The following is a 22,728-nucleotide window of genomic DNA, read 5'->3' as shown; positions in this document are numbered from 1 at the left end:
CCCATCATCGCACCGGCAGCCGGGCCCGCACGCGGTAACCGCCGCCTTCGCGCGGCGCCGCGGTCAGTTCGCCGCCGAGCACCCGCGCGCGCTCGGCCATCCCGCGGATGCCGTTGCCCGCCGGGGCCGTGCCGCCGCGGCCGTCGTCGTCGACCTGCACGGAAAGCTCGTCGGCGCCATAGCCGAGCCGGACGACGACGGTCTTCGCCCCGGCGTGCTTGGCGACGTTCGTCAGCGCCTCCTGGACCACCCGGAACGCGGCGTGTTCGACCTCCGGAGGGAGGTCCCGCGCGACGCCGTCGATCTCGGTGCGCACGGTCAGCCCGGAGGCGCCGACGGATTCGGCCAGCTCCGCGATCCGCTGGAGACGCGGCCCGCCGGTCTGCCGGAGCATCCCGAGGGTCGCGCGCAACTCCTGGAGTGCGGTCTTGCTGGCGTCCTTGATCGCCCCGAGCGCCTCCTCGGCCTGCCCGGGTTCACGCCGGTGCAGGGCGGCGCCGGCCTGGACGTTGATCAGCGCGAGGTGGTGGCCGAGGACGTCGTGCAGCTCACGGGCGATGCGCAGGCGCTCGTCGGTCGCGCGCGCCCGGGCCTCGGCCTCCTTGGTGCGCTCGGCCTCGGCGCGGTAGTGCGCGACGGCCCCGCCGGCGACCAGGGCGACGAACCAGCCGGTCATCAGGAAGAACGCGAAGTTGTCGACGTGCCGCCCGGTCCGCGAGCCGAGTTCGCCGGCGGTGACCCCGGCCATCGCGGCGACGACGAGCAGCGCCGCCCCGCGGATCCGCCCGGCCGCGGCGGCGTTGTAGAGCGCATAGGCGAAGGCGAGCAGGACCAGGCCGTCGGGGTCGGTGAGCGGGTAGTAGAGGGCGCAGCAGACGAGCGTGAACGCGGCGACGCCCAGCGGGTGGCGGCGCCGGCCGAAGAGGGCGGCGCAGGCGAGGCCGGTGAGCACCCAGCCGAGCGCGGCGTGGTGCGCGGGCTTGGCACCGTCGTTGAGCAAGGCGAAGAGGGAACCGACGAGCACCGCGACGACGACCGCGAGCTCGGCCGCGTATCGCCGTAGCCAGGACATACGGAGAGTTTAGGAGGACCGGCGTAACAACCGGGCGCGTCCGATCGACTCCTGCGGCATTGCTTCGTGGTGCCAAGGGAGTCGGCATGCGGATGAAATTCGCTTCGGTACTGGTTACGGGTCTGCTGGTCGCGGGCTGCGGGGTGGGTTCCGTGCCGCCCAAGGACACCGGGAAGCTCGGCGTTCTCGCGCCCACCACCTCGGCCTACCCGACCCCCACGTACCCGGTGCCGACCGAGACGACGACCTCGGCCTCGGAAGCGCCGGCGGCCGCCGTGACTCCCGCGACCGTCCCGACGACGATCGCACCGAAGGCGGCCGCGCCGAAGACCACGGCCCCGAAGCCCCCGGCGCCGCGGACCACCGCGCAGGCCGCGCCGAAGCCGGCCGAGTGCGGTGCCGACTACTACCGGAACTCGGACGGCAACTGCGTGCACCGGCCCAGTGACAACCCGGCCGGGGCGACGGCCCTCTGCAAGGACGGCACCTACAGCTACAGCCAGCACCGCTCGGGCACCTGCTCCGGCCACGGAGGCGTCCGCACCTGGCTGTGACCAATCCGCCACCAGTACGGAAATCCGTCACCCCGTGGGTACAGTGCATGAAGTTGCATGATGCGTACTAAGCACACACTGGGGGTGTGGTGGTGTCCCGTTCCGGCCGGCCGATCGTCGTGGTGCTCGCCTCCTGCGGGCTCGTGGCGTCGTTCATGCAGACGCTGGTCGTGCCGCTGATCCCGGTCTTCCCGCGGCTGCTGCACGTCCCGGCGGCCGACGCGTCCTGGGTGGTCACCGTGACGCTGCTCGCCGCGTCCGTCATCACGCCGGTCAGCGGGCGGCTCGGCGACCTCTACGGCAAACGGCGGATGCTCCTCGTCAGCCTCGGGCTGCTGATCGCCGGGTCGGTCGTGTCCGCGACGACCGACGCGCTCGCGTTCCAGATCCTCGGCCGCGGGCTGCAGGGCTGCGCGATGGGCGTGATCCCGCTCGGCATCAGCATCATGCGCGACGAGCTGCCGCCCGAACGCGTCGGCGGCGCGATCTCGCTGATGAGCGCGACGCTCGGGGTGGGCGGCGCGATCGGGCTGCCGGTCGCGGCCGTCATCGCCGAGAACGCCGACTGGCACGTGCTCTTCTGGGCCGCCGCCGGGCTCGGGCTGGCCTGCGCGCTGCTGATCATCGCCGTGGTGCCCGAGTCGCCGCTGCGCACGCCCGCGCCGTTCGACTACTTCGGCGCGTTCGGCTTGGCCGCCGGGTTGCTGTGCCTGCTGCTGCCGGTGGTCAAGGGCGGCACGTGGGGCTGGACCAGCGCGCCGACGCTCGGGCTGGCCGCGGCCGCCGTCGTCGTCCTGCTCGCCTGGGGCGCCTATCAGCTGCGCCGCCGTGACCCGCTGGTCGACCTGCGGGTGTCCGCGCGCCGGCCGGTGCTGTTCACCAACCTCGCGTCGATCATGGTCGGCTTCGCCCTGTACGCCATGGCGCTGTCGTTCCCGCAGCTGCTGCAGGCGCCGGCGTCGACCGGCTACGGGCTGGGCCAGACGATGGTCGAGTCCGGCCTCACCCTGGCCCCGAACGGCCTGGTGATGATGCTGCTCTCGCCGGTCTCGGCGCGGCTCATCGCCCGGTTCGGGCCGCGCCCGACGCTGATGAGCGGCTCGCTGGTGATCGCCGCCGGGTACGCGTTCGCGATCGTGCTGATGGACAACGCCCTCGAGCTCGTCACGGCGTCGGTGATCATCGGGGCCGGCGTCGGCATCGCGTACGCGGCGATGCCCGCGCTGATCATGGGTTCGGTGCCGGTCACCGAAACGGCGTCGGCGAACGGCCTGAACTCCCTGATGCGCTCGGTCGGCACGGCCGTTTCCAGCGCGGTGATGGCGGCGATGCTGGCCCAGCTGACGATCACCGTCGGCGGGCTGCCGGTGCCGTCGCTGTTCGGCTTCCGGGCGACGTTCGCGGTGGCCGCGTTCGCCGCGCTGGCCGGCGCGCTGCTCGCGGCGCTGGTCCCGCGGAAGCGGACCGCGCCGGAGCTGGTTGCGGGCTAGACGAGTGATGCGTAACTCGGTCGGCGAACATCCTGTTCACCTCCGAAGCGCGATGGCTGCGGTTGCTCGGCTGTTCCCGCTCGGGTGATTGGCAGACCCGCACCTCTCCGGGGGTGCTTCGTCGTTGCGGACCGGCGGCCGGCAACGCAAGCCGACCAACGGCGCAAGCCGTCCGGGCCAGCACGCGAACCGCAGGCCGGGAGCGCAAGCCGACCACGACGTCACCAGACCTCCCCCGCCCCTCATCCCAGCCTTCTCTTCAGTCGGCGGTCGGGTTGGTCAAGGCACGTTTTCCCGCCTTGACGAACCCGGGCGGCGACTGAAAATCCCACCGGAGGGGCGGGGGAGGTCGGACCCGCTCTGCCGCGGGTTCACCCTGCCGCGGCAGACGCCTCTGCCCCAGCAGAAGCGGGTCTGCCGCGGCTTAGAAGAAAAAGCATGTCCTCGCCGGACAGGCAGACTCTGGGATGGCCACAACTACCGCTGCCACCTCACCTTCTGGAGGTGGGCCGCGGGGTGGTCATCCCGTCGCCTGATCGAGGCCTATCACTTTGAGCCGGGCCCGCAAGCCCGCGTCGTCTGGTCCCGTCGCGCCGTTGGTTGCGGGCCCGGCTCAAAGTGATTTCACGGCCTCAGGCGACGGGATGACCACCCAGCTCCGTCATTTGAGGGGGCATCACCCGGCCACCAACCGAGTTACGCATTACTCGTCTAGTTCTTGCGCGCCACCAGGGCGAGGCCGCCGCAGTCCGCGGGGTTGGGCGGCATTTCCGCGGGGTCGTCCGGCCGCCACTCGGGGATGAACACGATGCCCGGGTCGACGATTTCGAAGCCGTCGACCAGGGCGCGGAGCTCGTCGGCCGAGCGCGGTGTCACCGGGTTCGCGCTCTTCTGGTACATCGCGACCGCGCGGGCCGTGCCTTCGCTCTGCTGCTCGTAGGTGGCGGACGACAGCGCGAGGTAGCTGCCGGGCGCGAGCGCGTCGCGGTAGGCGGCGATCAGCCCGGCCGGGTTGCGCTCGTCCGGGATGAAGTGCACGAACAGCGCCATCACCACCATCACCGGCTGGTCCAGGTCCAGCATCATCTCGGTGATGTCGTGCTCGAGGACGTCGTCGGGGAACTCGGCGTCGGCGTGCACCATGGCCGCGTTGTCGTTGTCCTCCAGGACGATCTCGCTGTGCGCCACGGCGACCGGCTCGTTGTCGACGTAGACGACCCTAGCGCGGCTGTCGACGGCCTGGGCCACCTCGTGCACGTGCCCGACGGTCGGCATCCCGGAGCCGATGTCGAGGAACTGCCGGATGCCCTGGTCCATCCCGAACCGGATGGCCCGGCGCAGCCACTGCCGGTTGAGCCGCGCCCGCTCGCGCGCGTTCGGCTGCGCGGCCAGCACCTGCTCGGCGAACATCCGGTCGACGGCGTAGTTGAGCTGCCCGCCGAGGATGTAGTCGTACACGCGCGCGGCGTTGGGCTTCTCGAGGTCGATGCCCCGCCGCGCGTACTCGTCTTCGCTCATCCGCCGCTCCCCGGAGTCAGGTCTGCCGCGAGAATAGCCGCTCAGTTCTTGCGTGCCACCAGGGCCAGCTGGCTGGCCTGCTCCGGGTGCTCGCCGACCTCGGAGGGGTCGTCCGGGCGCCACTCCGGCGTGAACACGATCCCCGGCGGCAGGATCTCGAAGCCGTCCACCAGCGCGCGCAGCTCGTCCCTCGACCGGCCGACGACGTCCGTGACGCTCTTCTGGTACAGCTCGGCCGCGCGGCGGACGTCCTCGCCCTGCCCTTCGAGCGTGCCCGAGGACAGCGCCAGGTAGCTGCCGGGCGCGAGCGCGTCGCGGTAGGCGGCGATCAGCCCGGCCGGGTTGTGCGAGTCCGGGACGAAGTGGATGAACGCCGCCATGATCAGCATCACCGGCCGGGTGAAGTCCAGCAGCCGCTCGGTCGTCGGGTGCTCGAGGACGCCGGCCGGGATTTCCGCGTCGGCCTGCACCATGGCCGCGTTGTCGTTGCCGTGCAGGACGATCTCGCTGTGCGCGACGGCGATCGGTTCGTTGTCGACGTAGACCACCCGGGACGCCGGGTCGATCGCCTGGGCGACCTCGTGCACGTGCCCGACCGTCGGCATCCCCGAACCGATGTCCAGGAACTGGCGGATCCCCTGCTCGGCGCCGAAGCGCACGGCGCGACGCAGCCACCGCCGGTTGATCAGGGCCAGCTCCCTGGACTCCGGCCGCACCTGGAGGATCCGCTCGGCGAACTCCCGGTCGATCGCGTAGTTGAGCTTGCCGCCGATCAGGTAGTCGTACACGCGCGCCGCGTTCGGCTTGTCGACGTCGATCCCGCGCGGCGCGTGCTCGCCGATCATCAGCGCTCCTTGCGGGCCACCAGCGCGAGGCCGCCCGACTGCTCCGGCGGGTCTTCGAGCGGCCCGTCCGGCCGCCATTCCGGCGTGAACACGATCCCCGGCGGCAGGATTTCGAAGCCCTTGACCAGCGCCCGCAGCTCGTCGGGCGACCGCAGCGTCAGGGGCGTGCCGCTCTTCTCGTACAGCGCGACCGAGCGCTGGGACTCCTCGCCCTGGCCTTCCCAGGTGCCCGACGACAGCGCGAGGTAGCTGCCCGGCGCGAGGACGTCGCGGTAGGTGCCGATCAGCCCGGCGGGGTCCCGCGAGTCCGGGATGAAGTGCACGAACGCCGCCATGATCACCATCACCGGCTCGCTGAAGTCCAGCAGCTCCTCGGTCGTCGGGTGCTCCAGCACCTCGTCCGGGTATTCGGCGTCGGCCTGGACCATGGCCGCGTTGTCGTTGCCCTCCAGCACGATCTCGCTGTGCGCGACGGCGATCGGCTCGTTGTCGACGTAGACCACCCGGGAGTCCGGGTCGATCGCCTGGGCGACCTCGTGCACGTGCCCGACGGTCGGCATCCCCGACCCGATGTCCAGGAACTGGCGGACGCCCTGCTCGGCCGCGAACCGCACGGCACGGCGCAGCCACGCCCGGTTGGTCAGCGCCATGTGCTGCGCGTTCGGCAGTACGTTCAGGATCTGGTCGGCGAACATCCGGTCGACGGCGTAGTTCAGCTTGCCGCCGATCATGTAGTCGTACACGCGCGCCGCGTTCGGCCGGTCGAGGTCGATGCCCCGCTTTGCGTGTTCGTCTTCGCTCATCCGCCGCTCCCGGGCTCAGGGGTGTGACGGGAGGATAGTCCGTTTCTACAGCAGGGGCGGCACCACGGCGTCGATGAGGTGCGGGCCGGGCTCGGCGAAGGCCTGCTGGAGCTGTTCGGCCAGCTCCTCCGCGGTGGTCGCGCGCGACGCCGGGACGCCCATGCCTTCCGCGATCTTCACGAAGTCCATGTCCGGCCGGGAAAGGTCGAGCAGGTCGTTCGCCTTCGGGCCGCCCGAGGCCGCGCCGACGCGCTGCAGCTCCAGCCGCAGGATCGCGTACGCGCGGTTGTTGAGCAGCACCGTCGTGACGTTCAGGTTCTCCCGCGCCTGCGTCCACAGCGCCGAAATCGTGTACAGCGCGCTGCCGTCGGACTGCAGGTTCAGCACCGGCCGGTCCGGCGCCGCGACGGCCGCCCCGGTCGCCACCGGCATGCCGTAGCCGATCGCGCCGCCGGTCAGCGTCAGGACGTCGTGGCGCGGCGCGCCGGCCGTCGCCATCGGCAGCATCAGGCCGGACGTGTTGGCCTCGTCGGCGATGATCGCGTTGTCCGGCAACAGCGCCCCGACCACCTCGACCCAGTTCTGCGGGGTCAGCGGCCCGCTCGGCAGCGACGGCCGCGACTCGGGGGCCGGCACCGGCTCGGTGTCCGCGGCGACCAGGCCGGCGACCTCGTTCAGCGCGCGCGTGACGTCCTGCCCGACCGACGCGAGCGTGTGCACCTGGGCGCCTTCGGGCACCAGATCGCTCGCCTTGCCCGGGTACGCGAAGAACGACACCGGCGCCTTCGTCCCCGCGACGACGACGTGCTTGATCCCGTCGAGCTGGTAGGCGACCTGCTCGGCGAGGTAGCCGAGCCGCTCGATCGACGGCAGCCCGGCGCCGCGCTCCAGCCGCGCCGGGAACGTCTCGACGAACACCTTCGCGCCGGTCGCGGCGCCGATCCGGCTCGCCGCACGCAGGCCTTCTGCACGGCACGCGCTACCGCCGATGAGCAGCGCGACCGGTTCCCCGGTGCCGAACACCGCGGCGATGTCCTTGACGGTCGTGGCGTCCACGGCCTGCGGCACGCGCGGCGGGACCGGCGCGCAGGTCTCGCCGCCCTCGCCCCACGAAGCGTCCGCGGGCAGGATCAGCGTGGCGACGCGGCCGGGCGCGTCCTGCGCGGCGGCGACCGCGGCTGCGGCGTCCGCTCCGACGTCCTTGGTGTGCTCCGAGCGGCGCACCCAGCCTTCCAGCGAGCCCGCGACGGCCTCGATGTCCGACTCCAGGGGCGCGTCGTACTGCTTGTGGTAGGTCGCGTGGTCGCCGACGACGTTGACGATCGGCGTGTGCGCGCGCCGCGCGTTGTGCAGGTTCGCCAGGCCGTTGCCGAGGCCGGGGCCGAGGTGCAGCAGCGTCGCGGCGGGCTTGTCCGCGATCCGCGCGTACCCGTCGGCCGCCCCGGTGACGACGCCTTCGAACAGCGCGAGCACCCCCCGCATCTCGGGGACGGTGTCGAGCGCGGCGACGAAATGCATCTCGGACGTGCCCGGGTTGGCGAAGCACACCTCGACGCCGGCGTCGACCAGCGTGCGGATCAGGGACTGGGCGCCGTTCATGTCACTCATGCGGTTCCTTCGGGGAAGAGAACGCCGGGGTTCAGGATCCCGGCGGGGTCGAAGCTCTGCTTGATCCGGCGCATCAGCTCGATCTTCGCCGGGTCTTCGAGTTCGGAGTGGTAGTGCGCCTTGGTGCGGCCGAGGCCGTGCTCGCCGGAGATCGCGCCGCCGAGTTCCATGGCGTAGGCGAAGATGTCGGTGAGCAACTGCTTCCGCTTGGCGTCGTCCTTGCAGAAAATGCCGAGGTGGACGTTGCCGTCGCCGGCGTGCCCGCACCCCAGCGCGCCGCCGCCGGCGGCCATCGCCAGTTCGCGGGCCTTGCCGATGAACCGCGGCATCGCGGTCCGCGGCACGACGACGTCGATCACGTCGTCCGCGCCGGCCGCTTTCGCCGTCCAGAACGCCTTTTCGCGGGCTTCGATGAGCTTGCGGGCGGCGTTGCCTTCGAGGACGTAGACGTCGGTGGCGCCCAGCTCGCCGAGCAGCTCGCCGACGGTCTCGACGTCCTCGGCGAGGCGTCCGGTCTCGCGGTTTTCCAGCGCCACCACGAGGTACGCCTCGCTGGTCTCGCGGATCTTGTCCGGGACGCCCAGCTCGAGCTTCTCGTTGTAGACGATGGCCGCCATCGTCAGGTTGTCGATGTACTCGAGGATGTGCGGCGCGAGCCCGCTGGAGAGGATCTCCGGCACGGCGGCCATCACCTGGCCGAAGTCGCCGAAGGGGGCGAGCACCGTGGCGCCGTGGGGCAGCCTCGGGTGCAGCTTGACGGTGATCTCGGTGGCCAGCGCCAGGGTGCCCTCGGAGCCGATGATCAGCTGCGTGAGGTCGTAACCGGTGGAGATCTTCGACGTCTTGCCGCCGGTCCGGATGATCTCGCCGGTGGGCAGCACGGCCTGCAGGCCGAGCACGTTGTTGCGGGTGACGCCGTACTTGACCGCCCGCATCCCGCCGGCGTTGGTCCCGACGTTCCCGCCGACGCTCGCGCTGAGCTCACCCGGGTAGACGGTGTAGCCGAGGCCGGCTTCGGCGGTCTTGGCGTCCAGTTCCGCGAGGGTGACACCGGGCTGGACGACCGCGACGTGGTTCCCGGTGTCGACCTCGAGGACGGCGTTCATGCGCTCGAAGGAGATCAGCAGCCCGTCCGCCTGCGGCCGGGCCGCCCCGGACAGCCCGCTGCCGGAGCCGCGGGCGGTCACGGGGACGTTGTGCTCCGAAGCCGCCTTCAGCAGCTCCGCGACTTCTTCGGCCGTTGCCGGCTTCGCGACGTACGCGGGCTTCTGCGGCTCCGCCGTCAATGCTTCGTCGTGCGCGTAGTCCTCCGAGATCGCCTCGCCCGTGAGCAGGTTCCTCTTTCCGACGATCTCCGCCAGGCGTGTTGCCACGTCGCCCATCGGCAGTTCTCCTCCGCGCCGTCGCTGTGGTTACCGCAGCGTAGTACGTACCGGCGGTACGCCGCCATGAAGGATTTTCATGTTTTTGCGCGGAGGGGCTTCGAAGGTCAGTTCGTCGTGTTCAGGGCTTCTTGGAGCAGGGTCAGCGCCTGCCTCGCGACGACGTTGAACAGGCCCATGGTCGTGTCCGGCCGCGCGAACACGACCAGCAGGACGGGGCCCTGCACGGGGAAGACGCAGACGTGGCCGAGCGAGCCCTGGAACATCGCGCCCTTGGCCTCGCCGAGGCCGGCCTGCCCGATGAACTTCGTGGCCAGCCCGACGGCGGCGGCGGACATGGCCGCCACGCTGTCTTCTTCGATCTCCTGGGTGTCGCTGGCCAGCAGCAGGCCGTCCCGGCTGGCCACCAGGAGCCCGGTGATGTTGGCCCGGTCGACCTTGTCGCGGATCTCGTCGAGGGCCTTGGCGGTGGCCTTCGCTTCGGGGTGCGCCTCCCGGATGCCTTGCCGGACCGGGAAAGCGCGGGCCGCGCCTTGTGTGCGCATCGGCAGCGGCAGGGGAGCGCCGGGTACTTCGGCCGGCATCCCGATCACACGACCAGCTCGGTTTCGATGTTCTTGAGGTAGTGCCGGGCCAGTGCGAGGTTGGCTCGTTCGCGGTCCAGGACGAGGTACAGGAACAGGGCCGAGTCGTGCTTGGCCGGCTTCAGCAGGCGGATCAGGTGGTACTGGCGGCCCAGGGTGATGAGGATGTCCTCGATCTCGTCGTTGAGCCGCAGCGCGGAGATCACCCGCAGCTTGGAGCGGACGACTTCGGTGTTGCCCGCGGCCGCGGTGTCCAGGTCCAGCCAGTCGCCGCCGCCCAGCGTCCCGAGCGCCATCCCGCTTTCGTAGTCGACCAGGGCGGCCCCCACCGCACCGGTGATGGAAAGGGCTTCCTTCAAGGCCGTTTCGATGTTCATGGGCCGTCTTCTCCTTGTCCCGACGCTTCGACGTGCCGACCCCAGTGGTCAGGTCCGATCACCCTAGGATTGCCTGACTCGTCAGCATATCCCCGGATGGAGCAATCCGACTGCTCTGTTCGCGCTAACACATCACGCAGAGTGCAAATTGCAGGTTTTAGCTCAGGCTAAATCTGTGGTCCGGGAGGGCGGCGACGGCGAACCTTTTCGGCATGACCTCGACGTACACCTTCGAAGACGGCCTCTCCGTGCACCGCCTGGGTTTCGGCGCCATGCGACTGACCGAGTGGGACCACGTGCCGCGCGGTGCCGATGCCGTCGCGCGCCGCGCGGCCGAACTCGGTGTCACGTTCTTCGACACCGCCGACGCCTACGACCTGGGCCTGAACGAGGAGCTGCTCGCCGACGCGCTCCACCCGTACCCGGGGCTGCTCGTCGCGACGAAGTGCGGGCACGCACGTCCGAGCCGCGGCGAGTGGGTGCCGCTCGGCCGGCCCGAATACCTCCGGCAGCAGGCGGAACTCTCGTTGCGGCGGCTGCGCGTCGACCGCCTCGACCTGCTGCAGCTGCACCGGCTCGACCCGCAGGTGCCGCTCGCCGACCAGATCGGCGCGCTCGCCCGGCTGCGCGACGAAGGCAAGGCCGCCCGGATCGGACTGTCCGAAGTGACCGTCGCGCAGCTGGCCGAGGCGCGCGCGATCGCCCCGATCGCGAGCGTCCAGAACCGCTACAACCTGACCGATCGCGCGTCCGAAGACGTGCTCGGCTACTGCGAGCGCGAAGGAATCGCGTTCGTGCCGTGGCTTCCGATCGCCCGCGGCGACCACGCCACGGCGGGTGGCGTGCTGGCGAAGGTCGCGGCCGACGTCGGCGCGACACCGGCGCAGGTGTCCCTCGCCTGGCTGCTGCGGCGTTCGCCGGTCGTGATCCCGATCCCGGGGACGTCGTCGATCGCGCACCTGGAAGAAAACTGCGCCGCCGCCGAAGTGACGCTCTCCGACGAGGATTTCGAGCGGCTGAACGCGCTCGGCTGAACCCCGGGCCGGCCGCGGGAAACCGCGGCCGGCCCGGGAATTCAGGCCCGCGCGAACGAGAGCGTCTCGCCCTCGACACCCCGCAGCCACAGGTCCTGCGCGGCCGCCGCCATCTCGGCCAGGCCCTCCTCGATCGTGGCGAACACGTTGCCGGGCACCCAGCCCGCGTCGCCGTTGATCAGCAGGTTGTTGCGGCCGTAGAAGATCGCCAGGTCGGTGGCGCCCTGGTCGCTGTGCGCCTCGCTGCCTTCGTCGTAGCCGTACGCCGGGTTGCCGATTTCCCAGGCCTCGAAGCCGAAGTACACGACGTCGCCGGGAATCGGCGTGATCGTCGGGTTTTCCCGGCCCGGCTTGGGTTCCGCGAACGGTGGCACGAGCGTGTAGACCTCGTTGCGCGCGTACTTGGCGTGGTAGGCGGATCCGCTCTGCGGCAACGCGTCCCAGACCGCCTTGCAGGTCCGCGGTGCCTCGTCGTCGAGCAGCCGGGCGCGGCAGGAGACGCCGCGCTTGTCGAGGGTGATCGTGATGTACCGGGCCATGTTCAGCTCCCCGTGACGGACGCGACGACGTCGCCCCAGATGCGCAGCGCGTCGTCGACCTGCTCGGCGGTGACGACCAGCGGCGGCACCATGCGGACGACGTTCATGTACGGCCCGCAGGTGAGCAGCAGCAGGCCGTTCTTCGACGCCGTCTGCTGGGCGGCGGCCGCGGTCGCGGCGTCCGGCTCGCCGTCGGCGGTGGTGAACTCCGAGCCGACCAGCAGCCCGAGCCCGCGCACCTCGCCGATCGACGGCGTCTTGTCCGCGATCACCCGCGCGCCTTCGAGCAGCTGGCGGCCGCGCTCGGCGGCGTTCTCCACGAGGTTCTCCTGCTGGATGACCTCGAGCGTCGCGATCGCCGCGGCGCACGAAACGGCGTTGCCGCCGTACGTCCCGCCCTGCGAGCCCGGGAACGCCTTCGCCATGAGCTCCTGCGAAGCGGCGATGCCGGACAGCGGGAAGCCGCTCGCCAGGCCCTTCGCGATGAGCACGATGTCGGGGGAGACGTCGAAGTGGTCGTGCCCCCAGAACTTCCCGGTGCGGCCGAAACCGGTCTGGATCTCGTCGACGACGAGGAGGATGCCGTGCCGGTCGGCGCGCTCGCGCAGGCCCGCCATGAATTCCGTGTTCGCCGGGACGTACCCGCCCTCGCCGAGCACCGGCTCGACGAAGATGGCGGCGGTCTCGTTCGGGGCGCTGACGGTCTGGAACAGGTAGTCCAGCTCGCGCAGCGCGAACTTCGTCGCGGTCCGCTCGTCCCAGCCGTAGCGGTAGGCGTAGGGGAACGGCGCGACGTGCACGCCGGCCATCAGCGGGCCGATGCCGGCGCTGAAGCGCGTCCCGGACGTCGTCATCGACGCCGCCGCGACCGTCCGGCCGTGGAAGCCGCCCTGCATGACGATGACGTTCGGGCGTTTCGTCGCCTGCCGCGAGAGCCGCAACGCCGCTTCGACGGCCTCGCTGCCCGAGTTCGCGTAGAAGAGCGAGTCGAGCCCGCTCGGCAGGACCTCGCCGAGGCGCTCGGTCAGTTCGAGGAGCGGCTTGTGCATGACCGTCGTGTACTGGCCGTGCACCAGCTTGCCGATCTGCTCCTGCGCGGCCCGGACGACGTGGGGGTGGCAGTGCCCGGTGCTCGTGACGCCGATCCCGGCGGTGAAGTCGAGGTGGCGTTTGCCCTCGACGTCGTAGAGGTAAACCCCTTCACCGTGGTCGACCACGACGGGCGTTGCCTGCTTGAGCAGCGGAGAGAGCTGGGCCACAGCATGCTCCTCGGTCGGTCTGAGCGGGTTGTCGATTGTTGACAATATCCATAGCATGGCCCTCGGGACAACACGTGAGGAGCAGGTCGGGATGAGCACGAGCACCGAGACCGGCGTCGTCGAAGCGGTCGGCAAGGAACTGTTCATCGGCGGCAAGTGGGTCGCCGCGCAGGACGGGAAGACGTTCCCGGTGGTCGACCCGGCCACCGGCAAGGAGCTGTGCCACGTCGCCGACGCTTCGCCGTCGGACGGCGTCGCGGCACTCGACGCGGCCGTCGCGGCCCAGGCCGATTTCGCGAAGATGGCGCCCCGCGAACGCGGCGAGATCCTGCGCCGCGCCTACGAGCTGCTGATGCGGCGCCAGGAGGAACTGGCGCTGCTGATGACCCTGGAAATGGGCAAGCCGCTCGCCGAATCGAAGGGCGAGATCGCCTACGCCGCCGAGTTCTTCCGCTGGTTCGCCGAGGAGGCCGTCCGCATCGACGGCGGCTACGCGACCGCCCCGAACGGCGTGGGCCGGTTCCTGATCACCAAGCAGCCGGTCGGCCCGACCCTGCTCATCACGCCGTGGAACTTCCCGATGGCGATGGGCACCCGCAAGATCGGCCCGGCGATCGCCGCGGGCTGCACGTCGGTGATCAAGCCCGCCGCGCAGACGCCGCTGTCGATGCTCGCGCTGGCCGGCATCCTCGCCGAAGCGGGGCTGCCCGAAGGCGTGCTCAACGTCGTCACGACCAGCGACTCCGGCGGCGTGATGGAGCCGCTGATCCGCGACGGCCGCGCCCGCAAGCTCTCCTTCACCGGCTCCACCGGGGTCGGCCGCAAGCTGCTGGAGCAGTGCGCCGACAAGATCCTGCGGACGTCGATGGAGCTGGGCGGCAACGCGCCCTTCCTGGTCTTCGACGACGCGGACATGGACGCGGCCATCGACGGCGCGATGCAGGCGAAGATGCGCAACATCGGCGAGGCGTGCACCGCGGCGAACCGGTTCTACGTGCAGCGCGGGGTCGCCGACGAGTTCGCGCGGCGGCTGACCGAGCGGATGCAGGCGCTGCCGATGGGGCGCGGCACCGAGAAGGACGTCGTGGTCGGCCCGCTGATCGATGACAAGGCCGTCGAGAAGGTGACCGAGCTGGTCAAGGACGCCACCGACCGCGGCGCGCGCGTTCTCACCGGCGGTTCGGGCGTCGACGGGCCGGGCCACTTCTACCAGGCCACCGTGCTCACCGACGTCCCGCAGGAAGCGCGGCTGACGCACGAGGAGATCTTCGGGCCGGTCGCCCCGATCACGCCGTTCGACACCGAGGAAGAGGCGGTGGCGAAGGCGAACGACACCGAGTTCGGGCTCGTCTCCTACGTCTTCACCAGCGACCTCAAGCGGGCGTTGCGGGTCTCGGAGGCCCTGGAAGCCGGGATGATCGGGCTCAACCAGGGGATCGTGTCGAACCCGGCGGCGCCGTTCGGCGGGATCAAGCAGTCCGGGCTCGGTCGCGAAGGCGGCTCGGTCGGTATCGACGAGTTCCTGGAGACCAAGTACATCGCGGTGGCCCTGTGACGGCCTACCGCATCGCGAGCATCCCCGGCGACGGGATCGGTGTGGACGTCACGGTCGAGGCCCGCAAGGTCCTCGACCGGGCCTCCGCGCTGTTCGATTTCTCGTTGGAGTGGACGGAGTTCGACTGGAGCTGCGAGCGGTACGCCCGGGTCGGCGCGATGATGCCGGAGGACGGTGTCGCGCAGCTTTCGGCGTACGACGGGATCCTGCTCGGCGCGGTCGGCTTCCCCGGCGTCCCGGACCACGTTTCGTTGTGGGGCCTGCTGATCCCGCTGCGGCGGGCGTTCCAGCAGTACGTCAACCTGCGGCCGGTGCGGCTGCTGCCGGGCACGACGTCCGTGCTGGCCGGGCGCAAGACCGAGGAGCTGGAGCTGGTCATCGTCCGCGAGAACTCCGAAGGGGAGTACTCCGCGATCGGCGGGCGGCACAACGCCGGCCGGCCGGACGAGTTCGTGCTGCAGGAGTCGGTTTTCACGCGCGTCGGCGTCACGCGGATCATCCGGTACGCCTTCGAACTGGCGCGGACGCGGTCTTCGCGGGTCTGCTCGGCGACGAAGTCCAACGGGCTGATCCACTCGATGCCGTTCTGGGACGAGATCTTCGCCGAGGTCGCGGCCGAGTTCCCGGACGTGCGCAGTGAACAGATGCACGTGGATGCCCTGGCCGCGCGGATGGTCCAGGCGCCGGACCGGCTCGACATCGTGGTGGCGTCGAACCTCTTCGGCGACATCCTGAGCGATCTCGCGGCCGCGATCACCGGCGGGCTCGGCATGGCGCCGTCCGGAAACATCAATCCATCGGGTGAATATCCGTCGATGTTCGAGGCGGTCCACGGGAGCGCTCCGGACATCGCGGGGCAAGGGATCGCCAACCCGGTGGCGCAGATCCTGGCGGCCGCGATGCTGGTCGAGCACCTGGGTGAAACCGTTGCGGCGCAAGCGATCCGCGCCGCGGTGGACCGGGTGCTCGACGAGGGCCGGGTGCGCACGCCCGACCTCGGCGGCACGGATACCACAGAACGGCTCGGCACGGCGGTGGCCGAAGCGCTGGGCTGAGTTTTTGTCGGTGCCCTCCGGCACGGTGGACCACGAGCCCACCGAAGGGGAGGAGTCACCGATGTGCTTCGAGTGCGAGAACCGGGACAGACCCGGGTACCTGGAGCGGCTTCGCGGCGGCGTGGCCGCGCGGGGCTGGCTGGTGCAGGGAGTGGAGGGAGCCGGGCCGCACCCGCCGTGGGCCTACACGATCGGCCTGAGCGGGTACGGCTTGCCGGAGCTGGTGGTGACCGGCCTGCCGGTGCTCACGGCGGGCAACCTGCTGAACTCCGTGGCCACCGGCCCACCACCGGCCGCGGGCGACCGCATCCGCCTGCCCGGCGGCGCGCCTGCCGAGGTCGTCGAGCTCGCGGAGCCGTCGGTCCACCTGGTGTTCGCAGCAGCGCTGTACGGGCCCGAAATCCGCGCCCTGCAACTGGTCCACGCGGACACAGAGGGCCGCTTCCCCTGGTCCCCCGACTACCGCGACGGCCAGGCAGGCCAGCCGGTCCTAGGACCCCGCCATGCCCACTGACCCCCACCCCGCAATGCCCCTCCAGACACACAAGATGCCCCGCCAGTCACGCGAGATGCCCGCCCAGTCACAGGAGATGCCCGCCCAGTCACAGGAGATGCCCGCCCAGTCACAGGAGATGCCCGCCCAATCACCCGAGTTCCGGCTGCAGTCACGTGAGTTCCGTCCCGGATCACGCGAGTTCCGGCTCCGGTCACGTGAGTTCCGTCCTGGATCACAGGAGTTCAGATCCCGATCACGCGTTTCCCGGCACCGGCGGCGCTTCCCCGTCCTTCAAGCTCGTGCCCGGCGCGAGCCGTTGCACCGCGTCCTCCATGTGGGCCTCGAGCAACGCCAGCGCCGTCTCCTCGTCGCCGTCCCGAAGTGCCTGGATCAGCTTCGTGTGCTCCTCCACGCGCTCCTCGACCCGTTGGTACGTGCTCTGCAACGCCGTCAGGCACATCCGCGTCTCGATCAGCAGCGTCCGGGCCATCCGCACCAGCCGCTTGCTGCCGGAGGCGTTGATCAGCGCCTCGTGGAACTTCAGGTCCGCGGTCGACAACGCGGTGGGGTCGTCCTCGCTCGCCGCGGTCGCCATCTCGGCGACGGTCTGCTCGAGGACGTCCGCGATCCGGTCGCGGTCGCCGCCGCGCAGGGCGCGCTGCATGGCCGCCCGCTCGATCGCGGATCTGGCCGCGTAGATGTCGTAGACGTCGCCCGGCTCGAGGTCGATCACGAACAGCCCGCGGTGTCTTTCACTCCGCAGCAGCCCTTCGGACACCAGGTGCTGCATGGCTTCCCGGAGCGGCCCCCGTGACACCTGGAACCGCGCGGCCAGCTCGGTCTCGCCGAGCTGGGTCCCGGGCGGGAGGGCGCCCGTCATGATCGCGTCGCGAAGCTGGCGCGCGATGACGGCGGCCGTCGACTCGCGGCTCACCGGTTCGATCTCGGGCAGCATGCCCGGTGGCAGGGCCATCTCAGGCACTCCCGTGGGGCAGGTGCCGGAAGAGCGCGCCGAGCGAGCGGACGAGCCGCTGCTGGCCGGTCAGGCGCAGGCCCTCCCACACCGTGACCTGGTTGGCGGTCAGCACGGGCTTGCGGAGGGCGGCTTCCACGGCGTTGATCTCGCCGAGGGTGCGCATGGCGGTGTCCGGCACGAGCACCGCCTCGGCGTCCGGGTGGTCGTGGCCGACGGCGAGCTCGACGACGGCCTCCGGGCTCATCGCGCCGACCTCGGCCGCCGTGACGATGTCCGCGCTGGCCATCGAGACCACCTCGATGCCGCCGGCCTTGAGGAAGTCCACGAACAGCCGGGCGATGTCGTCCGGGTAGCTGGCGGCGACGGCGACCCGCTTGACGTCGAGCGCCCGCGCGGCGTGCACGAACGCGAAGGAGGTGCTGGAGGCCGGGACACCGGCGACGGCGGCGAGGCGGTCGGCCTGGTCGCGGGCGCCCTCCCAGCCGTAGACGAAGCTGCCGCTGGTGCAGGCCCAGATCACCGCGGCCGGCTCGTGCTTGGCGAGGAGGGCGGCGCCGTCGGCGAGGCGGGCCTCGCTGCCGAGGTCCAGCAGCTCGGCCACCGCGTGCTTGTCGGTGCCGTAGATGTGCTCGACGGCCAGCCGGATGTCGCCCTCGTCGACGGCCATGCCGCCGAGCAGCTGCTCGGCCAGCGGGTAGTCGTCTTCGGCCGCGTGGTCGGGGTAGATGAAACCGATGGTGGTCACGGAACCTCCGGAGGGGACGCAAATTGTCGACAATCCTAGAGGGGAGGTCAAGGGAAAACCTTCACGACACGTCACGGAGCCACCTCCCGGGTCCGACGATGGGGAGGTGCATCCGGCGCAGGCACGCCCACATCGTCAGCTGATTGGCGGTGAGCACCGGTTTGCCGAGCGCGGCTTCCAGGGGTTCGATCAGGTCGTAGGTGGGGAGGTTGGTGCAGCTGACGAAGATCGCTTCGGCGTCGCCGTGGTCGGCGGCGAGGATGCGCTCGGCGATGGTCCGGTAGCTGACCTTCCAGATGCCGCCGCCCAGGCCGAGGTGGTCGCTGGCGACGGTCGTGACGTCCAGCTCGGCGAGGAAGGCGTGCAGGGCGCTGGTCAGGTCGGCGTCGTACGGCGTGAGCACCGAGACGCGGTGGAGGTCGAGCTGGTGCAGCACTTCGGCCAGCGCGCCCGAGGTGGTGACGGCGTCCGGCGCGCCGGCGTCGCAGATCGCCTTGGTCAGCGAGCGCTCGTAGTCGACGCCGTTGACGAAGCTGCCCGACGTGCAGAGGTAGGCGACGACCTCGGGCTCGACGTGCAGCACGTCGCGGGTGGCGCTGGCCAGGTGGTGGCTGTCGCTGACCAGGCGGGCCATCTCCATGCTGACCGGCACGGGCTCGTACGGCGTGCGGGCGAGGTGGAGGGATACCTCCATCGGCACCCAGCGCCAGAGCTCGCGCTCCAGCGCGAGGTCGAACGGCGCGATGACCCCGATGCCGCGTTGCGCCAGCGGGCCGTCGAACGCCAGGAAGTCGAAATCCAAGGCTCAGCCTCCGGAATACGTCCGTACTTGACACGTCCGGTGCTCCGGGGGTCGTTCCTCGGATTGTTGACAATCATACGAGTCACTTTTACCGTGTCAACGTGATCGTCTCGGAACACCGGGAAGCCCCCGTCCTGGCAGTGCTCTGCGGCGAGTCCCGCCCACCGGACATGCGTGCTGTCGAATCCGGGGCGGTCGTGCGTTACACGGACGCGGCCGGGCTCGCCGAAGCGTTGTCCGGAGCGGATGCCCTCTTCGTCTACGACTTCCTCTCCACGGCGGTGCCCGGCGCGTGGCACGCGGCCGACCGGCTGCGCTGGCTGCACATCGCCAGCGCGGGCGTCGATCCTGTGCTGTTCCCCGGGCTGCGCGAGAGCGAGGTGGTCCTGACGAACTCGCGGGGCGTCTTCGACGACGCCATCGCGGAGTACGTGCTGGGCGTCGTGCTCGCCTTCGCCAAGGACTTCGCGCGCTCGCACGACCTGCAGCGCGAAGGCCGTTGGCGGCACCGCGAGACCGAGCGGATCGCCGGGCGGGAAGTGGTGGTCGTCGGCACCGGGCCGATCGGCCGGGCCATCGCGCGGCTGCTGCGCGCGGCCGGGATGCGGGTGAGCGGCGCCGGCCGCCGGGAGCGCATCGGCGACCCGGACTTCGGCGTCGTGCACGAGTCCGCGCGGCTCACCGAGGTCCTGCCGCACGCCGACTACGTCGTCGCGGTGGCGCCGCTGACCGAGCACACGAAGGGCATGTTCGACGCGCGCGCGTTCGCCGCGATGAAGCCGTCGGCGCGGTTCGTCAACGTCGGCCGGGGCGAGCTGGTGGTGACGTCGGATCTCATAGGAGCGCTCGAAAGCAAGGCCATCGCCGGCGCCGCGCTCGACGTGCTCGACACCGAGCCGCTGCCGGCCGAAAGCCCGCTGTGGACCCTGCCGGACGTGCTGATCTCGCCGCACATGTCCGGCGACTTCATCGGCTGGCGGAACACGCTGGTCGAGGTGTTCACCGAAAACTTCCGCCGCTGGCGCGCTGGGGAGCCGCTGCGCAATGTCGTCGACAAGACGCTCGGCTACGTGCCGTCGGGGAACCAGGGAGCCGGATGAACGACAGGATGCTGACCGCCAGCGAGCTCGTCGCCGCCTACGCGACCGGCGAGCTTTCGCCGGTCGAGGCGACGCAGAACGCGCTGCAGGCCATCGAAGCCCGGGACGGCGAGTGCAACGCCTTCTGCCTCGTCGACGCCGACCGCGCGCTGGAACAGGCCAAGGCGTCCGAGGTCCGTTGGCGGGACGGCAACCCGATCGGGTGGCTCGACGGCGTGCCGTCCTCGATCAAGGACATGTTCCTCACCCAGGGCTGGCCCACCGTCCGGGGCTCGAAGAGCATCGACCCCGACCAGCCGTGGGACGTCGACAGCCCGGTCGCCGCGCGGATGCGCGAGGCCGGCCTGGTGCTGCTGGGCAAGACGACCACGCCCGAGATCGGCTGGAAGGGCGTCACCGACAGCCCGCTGTGCGGCATCACGCGGAACCCGGCCGACCCGTCGAAGACGGCGGGCGGCTCGAGCGGCGGCAGCGCCGCGGCCGTCGCGGCCGGGATGGGCGAGCTGTCGGTCGGCACGGACGGCGGTGGCTCGGTGCGCATCCCGGCGTCGTTCTGCGGCATCGTCGGGCTGAAGCCGACCCACGGCCGGATCCCGCTCTACCCGGCCAGCCCGTTCGGCCCGCTTTCGCACGCCGGGCCGATGGCTCGGTCGGTGGACGACACCGCGCTGCTGCTGGACGTCCTGTCGCTGCCCGACCACCGCGACCCGGCCGCGCTGGCGCCGCCGGTGGGGTCGTTCCGGGAGGCCGTCCGGCGGGACGTGCGCGGGCTGATCGCCGCGTTCTCGCCGACGCTCGGCTACGTCGACGTCGACCCGGAGGTGGCCGCGATCGTCGCGGAAGCGGTCCGCGCGCTGGGCGACGCCGGCCTGCACGTCGAGGAGACCGATCCCGGGTTCGCCGACCCGAAGCCGGCGTTCGACGTCTTGTGGTCCTCGGGGGCGGCGAAGCTGCTGGACTCGTTCCCGCCCGGGTCCGCGGACCGGACCGACCCGGGCCTGCGCCGGGTCTGGGAACTCGGCAAGAAGTGGACGGCGAGCGACTACCTCGACGCGACCGCCGAGCGCGCCGCGCTGGGCATCCGGATGGGCGGGTTCCACACGCGCTACGACGTGCTGATCACGCCGACCCTCCCGATCGCGGCGTTCGAGGCCGGGCACGACGTGCCGCCGGGCAGCGGGCTGAGCGAGTGGCCGGAGTGGACGCCGTTCACGTACCCGTTCAACATGACCCAGCAGCCGGCGATCAGCGTGCCGGCCGGGCGCACGTCGGCGGGGCTGCCGGTCGGCCTGCAGATCGTCGGGCCGCGGCACTCGGACGACCTCGTGCTGGCCGTGGCGAAGCTGCTGGAGGAAGTGCGGCCCTGGGCGCCCGCCTGACCGCCCTGGAAGTGGCCGCGGAAGCGCCGGCCGCGTCCCGGCGGCCACCGCGACCTGGCGTGGGCCGGAGGGTCAGCCCGGGCTGACCGGCTCCCGGCGGACGAGCCCCCGCACCTGGGCGCTGCACAACACGAGCGCGGTGGCGCCGATGACCAGGGCCGCGCCGCCCAGGAGCGTCGCCGACCGGCCGGCGTGCTCGGCCAGCGGGCCGGCGGCGAGCTGGCCGAGCGGCATGGCGATGAACGAGCCGAGCATGTCGTAGGAGTAGACGCGGGCGAGCTTGTCCGGCGGGATGTTCTCCTGCAGCGACACGTCCCACGCGACGGCGAACTGTTCGATCGCCACGCCCGAGAGGAACATCGCGGCCAGCAGCGGCAGCAGGTACGGCGTCTGGCCGAGGGCGAGCATCGGCAGCGCGTCGACCATGGTCAGCGCGACGCCGAAGAGCAGCATCCGCCGGGGTTGCCAGTGGGCGGCGAGTACCCCGCCGAGCAGCGACCCGGCGGTCTGCGCGGCCAGGGCGAAGCCCCAGCCGGTGCGGCCGAACGTGTCGTCGGCGACCAGTGGGCCGATCACCAGCAGCGCGCCGGCGATCGCGGCGTTGACGATCATGAACTGGAGCACCACGAGCCACACCCACGACCGGGCACGGAACTCCCGCCAGCCTTCGGCGAGTTCGGCGAGCGGACGGCTGCCGGGGACGCGTTCCCCGCGCGGCAGCCGGATGCGGCGGTACGCCAGCGCGGCGGCGAGGAAGAGCAGGGAGTTCCCGGCGAGCGCCCACCCGGAGCCGGCGAAGGCGACGAGCACACCGGCCAGCCCGGCCCCGGCGATGCGGCCGGCGTTGGAGAGCAGCCGGACCAGGGCGTTCGCCGGGGCGAACAGCGCGGGCGGCACGGTCAACGGCGTGAGCGAGGCGGCCGCGGGCAGCGAGATGGCCGAGACGGCGCCGTTGACGAGCCCGAGCCCCGCCAGCAGCGGGATCGAGGCGAATCCACAAAGGACACTCGCGGCGATCGCGGCCTGCGTGAGCGCGGCGGCGGTTTCGGTGCCCTGCAGGATGACGGACCGCGGCAGCCGGTCGGCCAGCATCCCGCCGAAGAGCAGCAGAAGCACATTGGCGAGCGAACGAGCCCCGACGACGATCCCGAGATCGACGGCCGACCCGGTGAGATCGACCACGGCGAAGGCCAGGGCAAAGGGAGCAACGGCATTCCCGAAGTCGGCCAGGCTCCGCCCGGTGACGAGCGCGCGGAACCGGGCTTCCCGAAGCGGGGCGAGGAGTGGCGTGCTCACGGCAGCGCCTCCGGCCCGCCGAAAGGCAGCTCAGCCGACGCCCGATGGCGTGCGGCGGGATGGCGCGGTTCGCCGGTCGGGATCGGGCGGCGTGGGCTGATGCGGGTGGCCGATGAGCGGCGCGTGGCGGGGTGGTGCGGTTCGCTTGTCGGGATTGGGCGGCGTGGGCTGGTGGCGGTGGCCGATGGGCGGTGCGCGGTGGGGTGGCGCGGTTCGCCGGTCGGGGTCGGGCGGCGTGGGCTGGTGCGGGTGGCCGATG

The 22,728-nt window shown here is 71.2% G+C and carries 22 protein-coding genes; 8 read left to right on the top strand and 14 right to left on the bottom strand.

Going from position 1 to position 22,728, the window contains the following annotated elements; translation table 11 throughout:
* Nucleotides 1-4: 4 nt before the first annotated feature.
* A complete protein-coding gene (locus ACWED2_RS02090) occupies nt 5-1,072 on the bottom strand; it encodes a sensor histidine kinase (protein ID WP_449688560.1) in 1,068 nt (355 codons plus the stop codon).
* Nucleotides 1,073-1,158: 86 nt separating this feature from the next.
* Between ACWED2_RS02090 and ACWED2_RS02085 the strand changes: the two genes are divergently transcribed.
* On the top strand, nt 1,159-1,626 hold the full coding sequence (locus tag ACWED2_RS02085) for a DUF3761 domain-containing protein (RefSeq protein ID WP_449688559.1): 468 nt from the start codon (nt 1,159-1,161) through the stop codon (nt 1,624-1,626).
* 86 nt (nt 1,627-1,712) lie between these two features.
* Nucleotides 1,713-3,116 carry an MFS transporter gene (locus ACWED2_RS02080; RefSeq protein WP_449688558.1) on the top strand — a complete coding sequence of 468 codons (1,404 nt, stop codon included), beginning with the start codon at nt 1,713-1,715 and terminating at the stop codon, nt 3,114-3,116.
* Between the two features lie 711 nt (nt 3,117-3,827).
* Here the strand turns inward: ACWED2_RS02080 and ACWED2_RS02075 are convergent.
* The 7 genes from ACWED2_RS02075 to ACWED2_RS02045 form a co-directional block, all read right to left on the bottom strand.
* Nucleotides 3,828-4,634, bottom strand: a complete 807-nt coding sequence (locus tag ACWED2_RS02075) for an SAM-dependent methyltransferase (protein ID WP_449688557.1) — start codon at nt 4,632-4,634, stop codon at nt 3,828-3,830.
* 41 nt (nt 4,635-4,675) lie between these two features.
* A complete protein-coding gene (locus ACWED2_RS02070; RefSeq protein WP_449688556.1) occupies nt 4,676-5,479 on the bottom strand; it encodes an SAM-dependent methyltransferase in 804 nt (267 codons plus the stop codon).
* Nucleotides 5,479-6,282 (bottom strand): SAM-dependent methyltransferase, encoded by an 804-nt coding sequence (locus tag ACWED2_RS02065; protein ID WP_449688555.1) that lies wholly within the window; start codon nt 6,280-6,282, stop codon nt 5,479-5,481. The genes ACWED2_RS02070 and ACWED2_RS02065 overlap by 1 nt, the downstream gene beginning before the upstream one ends.
* Nucleotides 6,283-6,327: 45 nt before the next feature.
* Nucleotides 6,328-7,881 carry an acetolactate synthase large subunit gene (locus ACWED2_RS02060; RefSeq protein WP_449688645.1) on the bottom strand — a complete coding sequence of 518 codons (1,554 nt, stop codon included), beginning with the start codon at nt 7,879-7,881 and terminating at the stop codon, nt 6,328-6,330.
* A gap of 5 nt (nt 7,882-7,886) precedes the next feature.
* Nucleotides 7,887-9,272 carry an FAD-binding oxidoreductase gene (locus ACWED2_RS02055; protein ID WP_449688554.1) on the bottom strand — a complete coding sequence of 462 codons (1,386 nt, stop codon included), beginning with the start codon at nt 9,270-9,272 and terminating at the stop codon, nt 7,887-7,889.
* 107 nt (nt 9,273-9,379) lie between these two features.
* A complete protein-coding gene (locus ACWED2_RS02050) occupies nt 9,380-9,856 on the bottom strand; it encodes a roadblock/LC7 domain-containing protein (protein WP_449688553.1) in 477 nt (158 codons plus the stop codon).
* Between the two features lie 5 nt (nt 9,857-9,861).
* On the bottom strand, nt 9,862-10,233 hold the full coding sequence (locus ACWED2_RS02045; RefSeq protein ID WP_449688552.1) for a hypothetical protein: 372 nt from the start codon (nt 10,231-10,233) through the stop codon (nt 9,862-9,864).
* A 212-nt stretch (nt 10,234-10,445) separates the two neighbouring features.
* Between ACWED2_RS02045 and ACWED2_RS02040 the strand changes: the two genes are divergently transcribed.
* Complete coding sequence (locus ACWED2_RS02040) at nt 10,446-11,267, top strand: aldo/keto reductase (protein ID WP_449688551.1); 822 nt, start codon at nt 10,446-10,448, stop codon at nt 11,265-11,267.
* 41 nt (nt 11,268-11,308) lie between these two features.
* On the opposite strand, the gene ACWED2_RS02035 is transcribed toward ACWED2_RS02040, so the two are convergent.
* Together ACWED2_RS02035 and ACWED2_RS02030 are read right to left on the bottom strand one after the other, a co-directional pair.
* On the bottom strand, nt 11,309-11,806 hold the full coding sequence (locus ACWED2_RS02035) for a DUF3830 family protein (protein WP_003079597.1): 498 nt from the start codon (nt 11,804-11,806) through the stop codon (nt 11,309-11,311).
* A 2-nt stretch (nt 11,807-11,808) separates the two neighbouring features.
* Complete coding sequence (locus ACWED2_RS02030; protein WP_449688550.1) at nt 11,809-13,065, bottom strand: aspartate aminotransferase family protein; 1,257 nt, start codon at nt 13,063-13,065, stop codon at nt 11,809-11,811.
* A gap of 91 nt (nt 13,066-13,156) precedes the next feature.
* Between ACWED2_RS02030 and ACWED2_RS02025 the strand changes: the two genes are divergently transcribed.
* The 3 genes from ACWED2_RS02025 (at nt 13,157) to ACWED2_RS02015 (ending at nt 16,189) form a co-directional block, all read left to right on the top strand.
* Nucleotides 13,157-14,620 carry an NAD-dependent succinate-semialdehyde dehydrogenase gene (locus ACWED2_RS02025; RefSeq protein ID WP_449688549.1) on the top strand — a complete coding sequence of 488 codons (1,464 nt, stop codon included), beginning with the start codon at nt 13,157-13,159 and terminating at the stop codon, nt 14,618-14,620.
* Nucleotides 14,617-15,675 (top strand): tartrate dehydrogenase, encoded by a 1,059-nt coding sequence (locus ACWED2_RS02020; protein WP_449688548.1) that lies wholly within the window; start codon nt 14,617-14,619, stop codon nt 15,673-15,675. The genes ACWED2_RS02025 and ACWED2_RS02020 overlap by 4 nt, the downstream gene beginning before the upstream one ends.
* A 61-nt stretch (nt 15,676-15,736) precedes the next feature.
* A complete protein-coding gene (locus ACWED2_RS02015) occupies nt 15,737-16,189 on the top strand; it encodes a DUF4262 domain-containing protein (RefSeq protein ID WP_449688547.1) in 453 nt (150 codons plus the stop codon).
* A 235-nt stretch (nt 16,190-16,424) separates the two neighbouring features.
* On the opposite strand, the gene ACWED2_RS02010 is transcribed toward ACWED2_RS02015, so the two are convergent.
* The 3 genes from ACWED2_RS02010 to ACWED2_RS02000 form a co-directional block, all read right to left on the bottom strand.
* Entirely contained in the window at nt 16,425-17,144 is a 720-nt protein-coding gene (locus ACWED2_RS02010; RefSeq protein ID WP_449688546.1) for a GntR family transcriptional regulator, read from the bottom strand.
* Between the two features lies 1 nt (nt 17,145).
* The gene (locus tag ACWED2_RS02005; protein ID WP_449688545.1) at nt 17,146-17,892 is read right to left on the bottom strand and encodes a maleate cis-trans isomerase family protein; all 747 of its coding nucleotides are present in this window, start codon (nt 17,890-17,892) and stop codon (nt 17,146-17,148) included.
* 61 nt (nt 17,893-17,953) lie between these two features.
* On the bottom strand, nt 17,954-18,694 hold the full coding sequence (locus ACWED2_RS02000) for a maleate cis-trans isomerase family protein (protein ID WP_449688544.1): 741 nt from the start codon (nt 18,692-18,694) through the stop codon (nt 17,954-17,956).
* Nucleotides 18,695-18,864: 170 nt separating this feature from the next.
* Here ACWED2_RS02000 and ACWED2_RS01995 point away from each other — a divergent pair, with 170 nt between their 5' ends.
* Both ACWED2_RS01995 and ACWED2_RS01990 read left to right on the top strand, forming a co-directional pair.
* A complete protein-coding gene (locus ACWED2_RS01995; RefSeq protein WP_449688644.1) occupies nt 18,865-19,794 on the top strand; it encodes a D-2-hydroxyacid dehydrogenase in 930 nt (309 codons plus the stop codon).
* Nucleotides 19,791-21,173, top strand: coding sequence for an amidase (locus ACWED2_RS01990; protein ID WP_449688543.1), 1,383 nt, complete (start codon nt 19,791-19,793; stop codon nt 21,171-21,173). The genes ACWED2_RS01995 and ACWED2_RS01990 overlap by 4 nt, the downstream gene beginning before the upstream one ends.
* A 72-nt stretch (nt 21,174-21,245) precedes the next feature.
* On the opposite strand, the gene ACWED2_RS01985 is transcribed toward ACWED2_RS01990, so the two are convergent.
* Entirely contained in the window at nt 21,246-22,469 is a 1,224-nt protein-coding gene (locus tag ACWED2_RS01985) for an MFS transporter (RefSeq protein WP_449688542.1), read from the bottom strand.
* Nucleotides 22,470-22,728: the final 259 nt, after the last annotated feature.

The organism is Amycolatopsis sp. NPDC005003, from assembly GCF_053600695.1.
This window is presented reverse-complemented; position numbering and strand designations above follow the sequence as displayed.

Bases quoted from the DNA above. Each gene is read 5' to 3' on its own strand.
- ACWED2_RS02090 (WP_449688560.1), bottom strand. From the start codon at position 1,072: ATGTCCTGGCTACGGCGATACGCGGCCGAGCTCGCGGTCGTCGTCGCG.
- ACWED2_RS02085 (WP_449688559.1), top strand. From the start codon at position 1,159: ATGCGGATGAAATTCGCTTCGGTACTGGTTACGGGTCTGCTGGTCGCG.
- ACWED2_RS02075 (WP_449688557.1), bottom strand. From the start codon at position 4,634: ATGAGCGAAGACGAGTACGCGCGGCGGGGCATCGACCTCGAGAAGCCC.
- ACWED2_RS02070 (WP_449688556.1), bottom strand. From the start codon at position 5,479: ATGATCGGCGAGCACGCGCCGCGCGGGATCGACGTCGACAAGCCGAAC.
- ACWED2_RS02065 (WP_449688555.1), bottom strand. From the start codon at position 6,282: ATGAGCGAAGACGAACACGCAAAGCGGGGCATCGACCTCGACCGGCCG.
- ACWED2_RS02060 (WP_449688645.1), bottom strand. From the start codon at position 7,881: ATGAACGGCGCCCAGTCCCTGATCCGCACGCTGGTCGACGCCGGCGTC.
- ACWED2_RS02055 (WP_449688554.1), bottom strand. From the start codon at position 9,272: ATGGGCGACGTGGCAACACGCCTGGCGGAGATCGTCGGAAAGAGGAAC.
- ACWED2_RS02050 (WP_449688553.1), bottom strand. From the start codon at position 9,856: ATGCCGGCCGAAGTACCCGGCGCTCCCCTGCCGCTGCCGATGCGCACA.
- ACWED2_RS02045 (WP_449688552.1), bottom strand. From the start codon at position 10,233: ATGAACATCGAAACGGCCTTGAAGGAAGCCCTTTCCATCACCGGTGCG.
- ACWED2_RS02040 (WP_449688551.1), top strand. From the start codon at position 10,446: ATGACCTCGACGTACACCTTCGAAGACGGCCTCTCCGTGCACCGCCTG.
- ACWED2_RS02035 (WP_003079597.1), bottom strand. From the start codon at position 11,806: ATGGCCCGGTACATCACGATCACCCTCGACAAGCGCGGCGTCTCCTGC.
- ACWED2_RS02025 (WP_449688549.1), top strand. From the start codon at position 13,157: ATGAGCACGAGCACCGAGACCGGCGTCGTCGAAGCGGTCGGCAAGGAA.
- ACWED2_RS02015 (WP_449688547.1), top strand. From the start codon at position 15,737: ATGTGCTTCGAGTGCGAGAACCGGGACAGACCCGGGTACCTGGAGCGG.
- ACWED2_RS02010 (WP_449688546.1), bottom strand. From the start codon at position 17,144: ATGGCCCTGCCACCGGGCATGCTGCCCGAGATCGAACCGGTGAGCCGC.
- ACWED2_RS01995 (WP_449688644.1), top strand. From the start codon at position 18,865: ATGCGTGCTGTCGAATCCGGGGCGGTCGTGCGTTACACGGACGCGGCC.
- ACWED2_RS01990 (WP_449688543.1), top strand. From the start codon at position 19,791: ATGAACGACAGGATGCTGACCGCCAGCGAGCTCGTCGCCGCCTACGCG.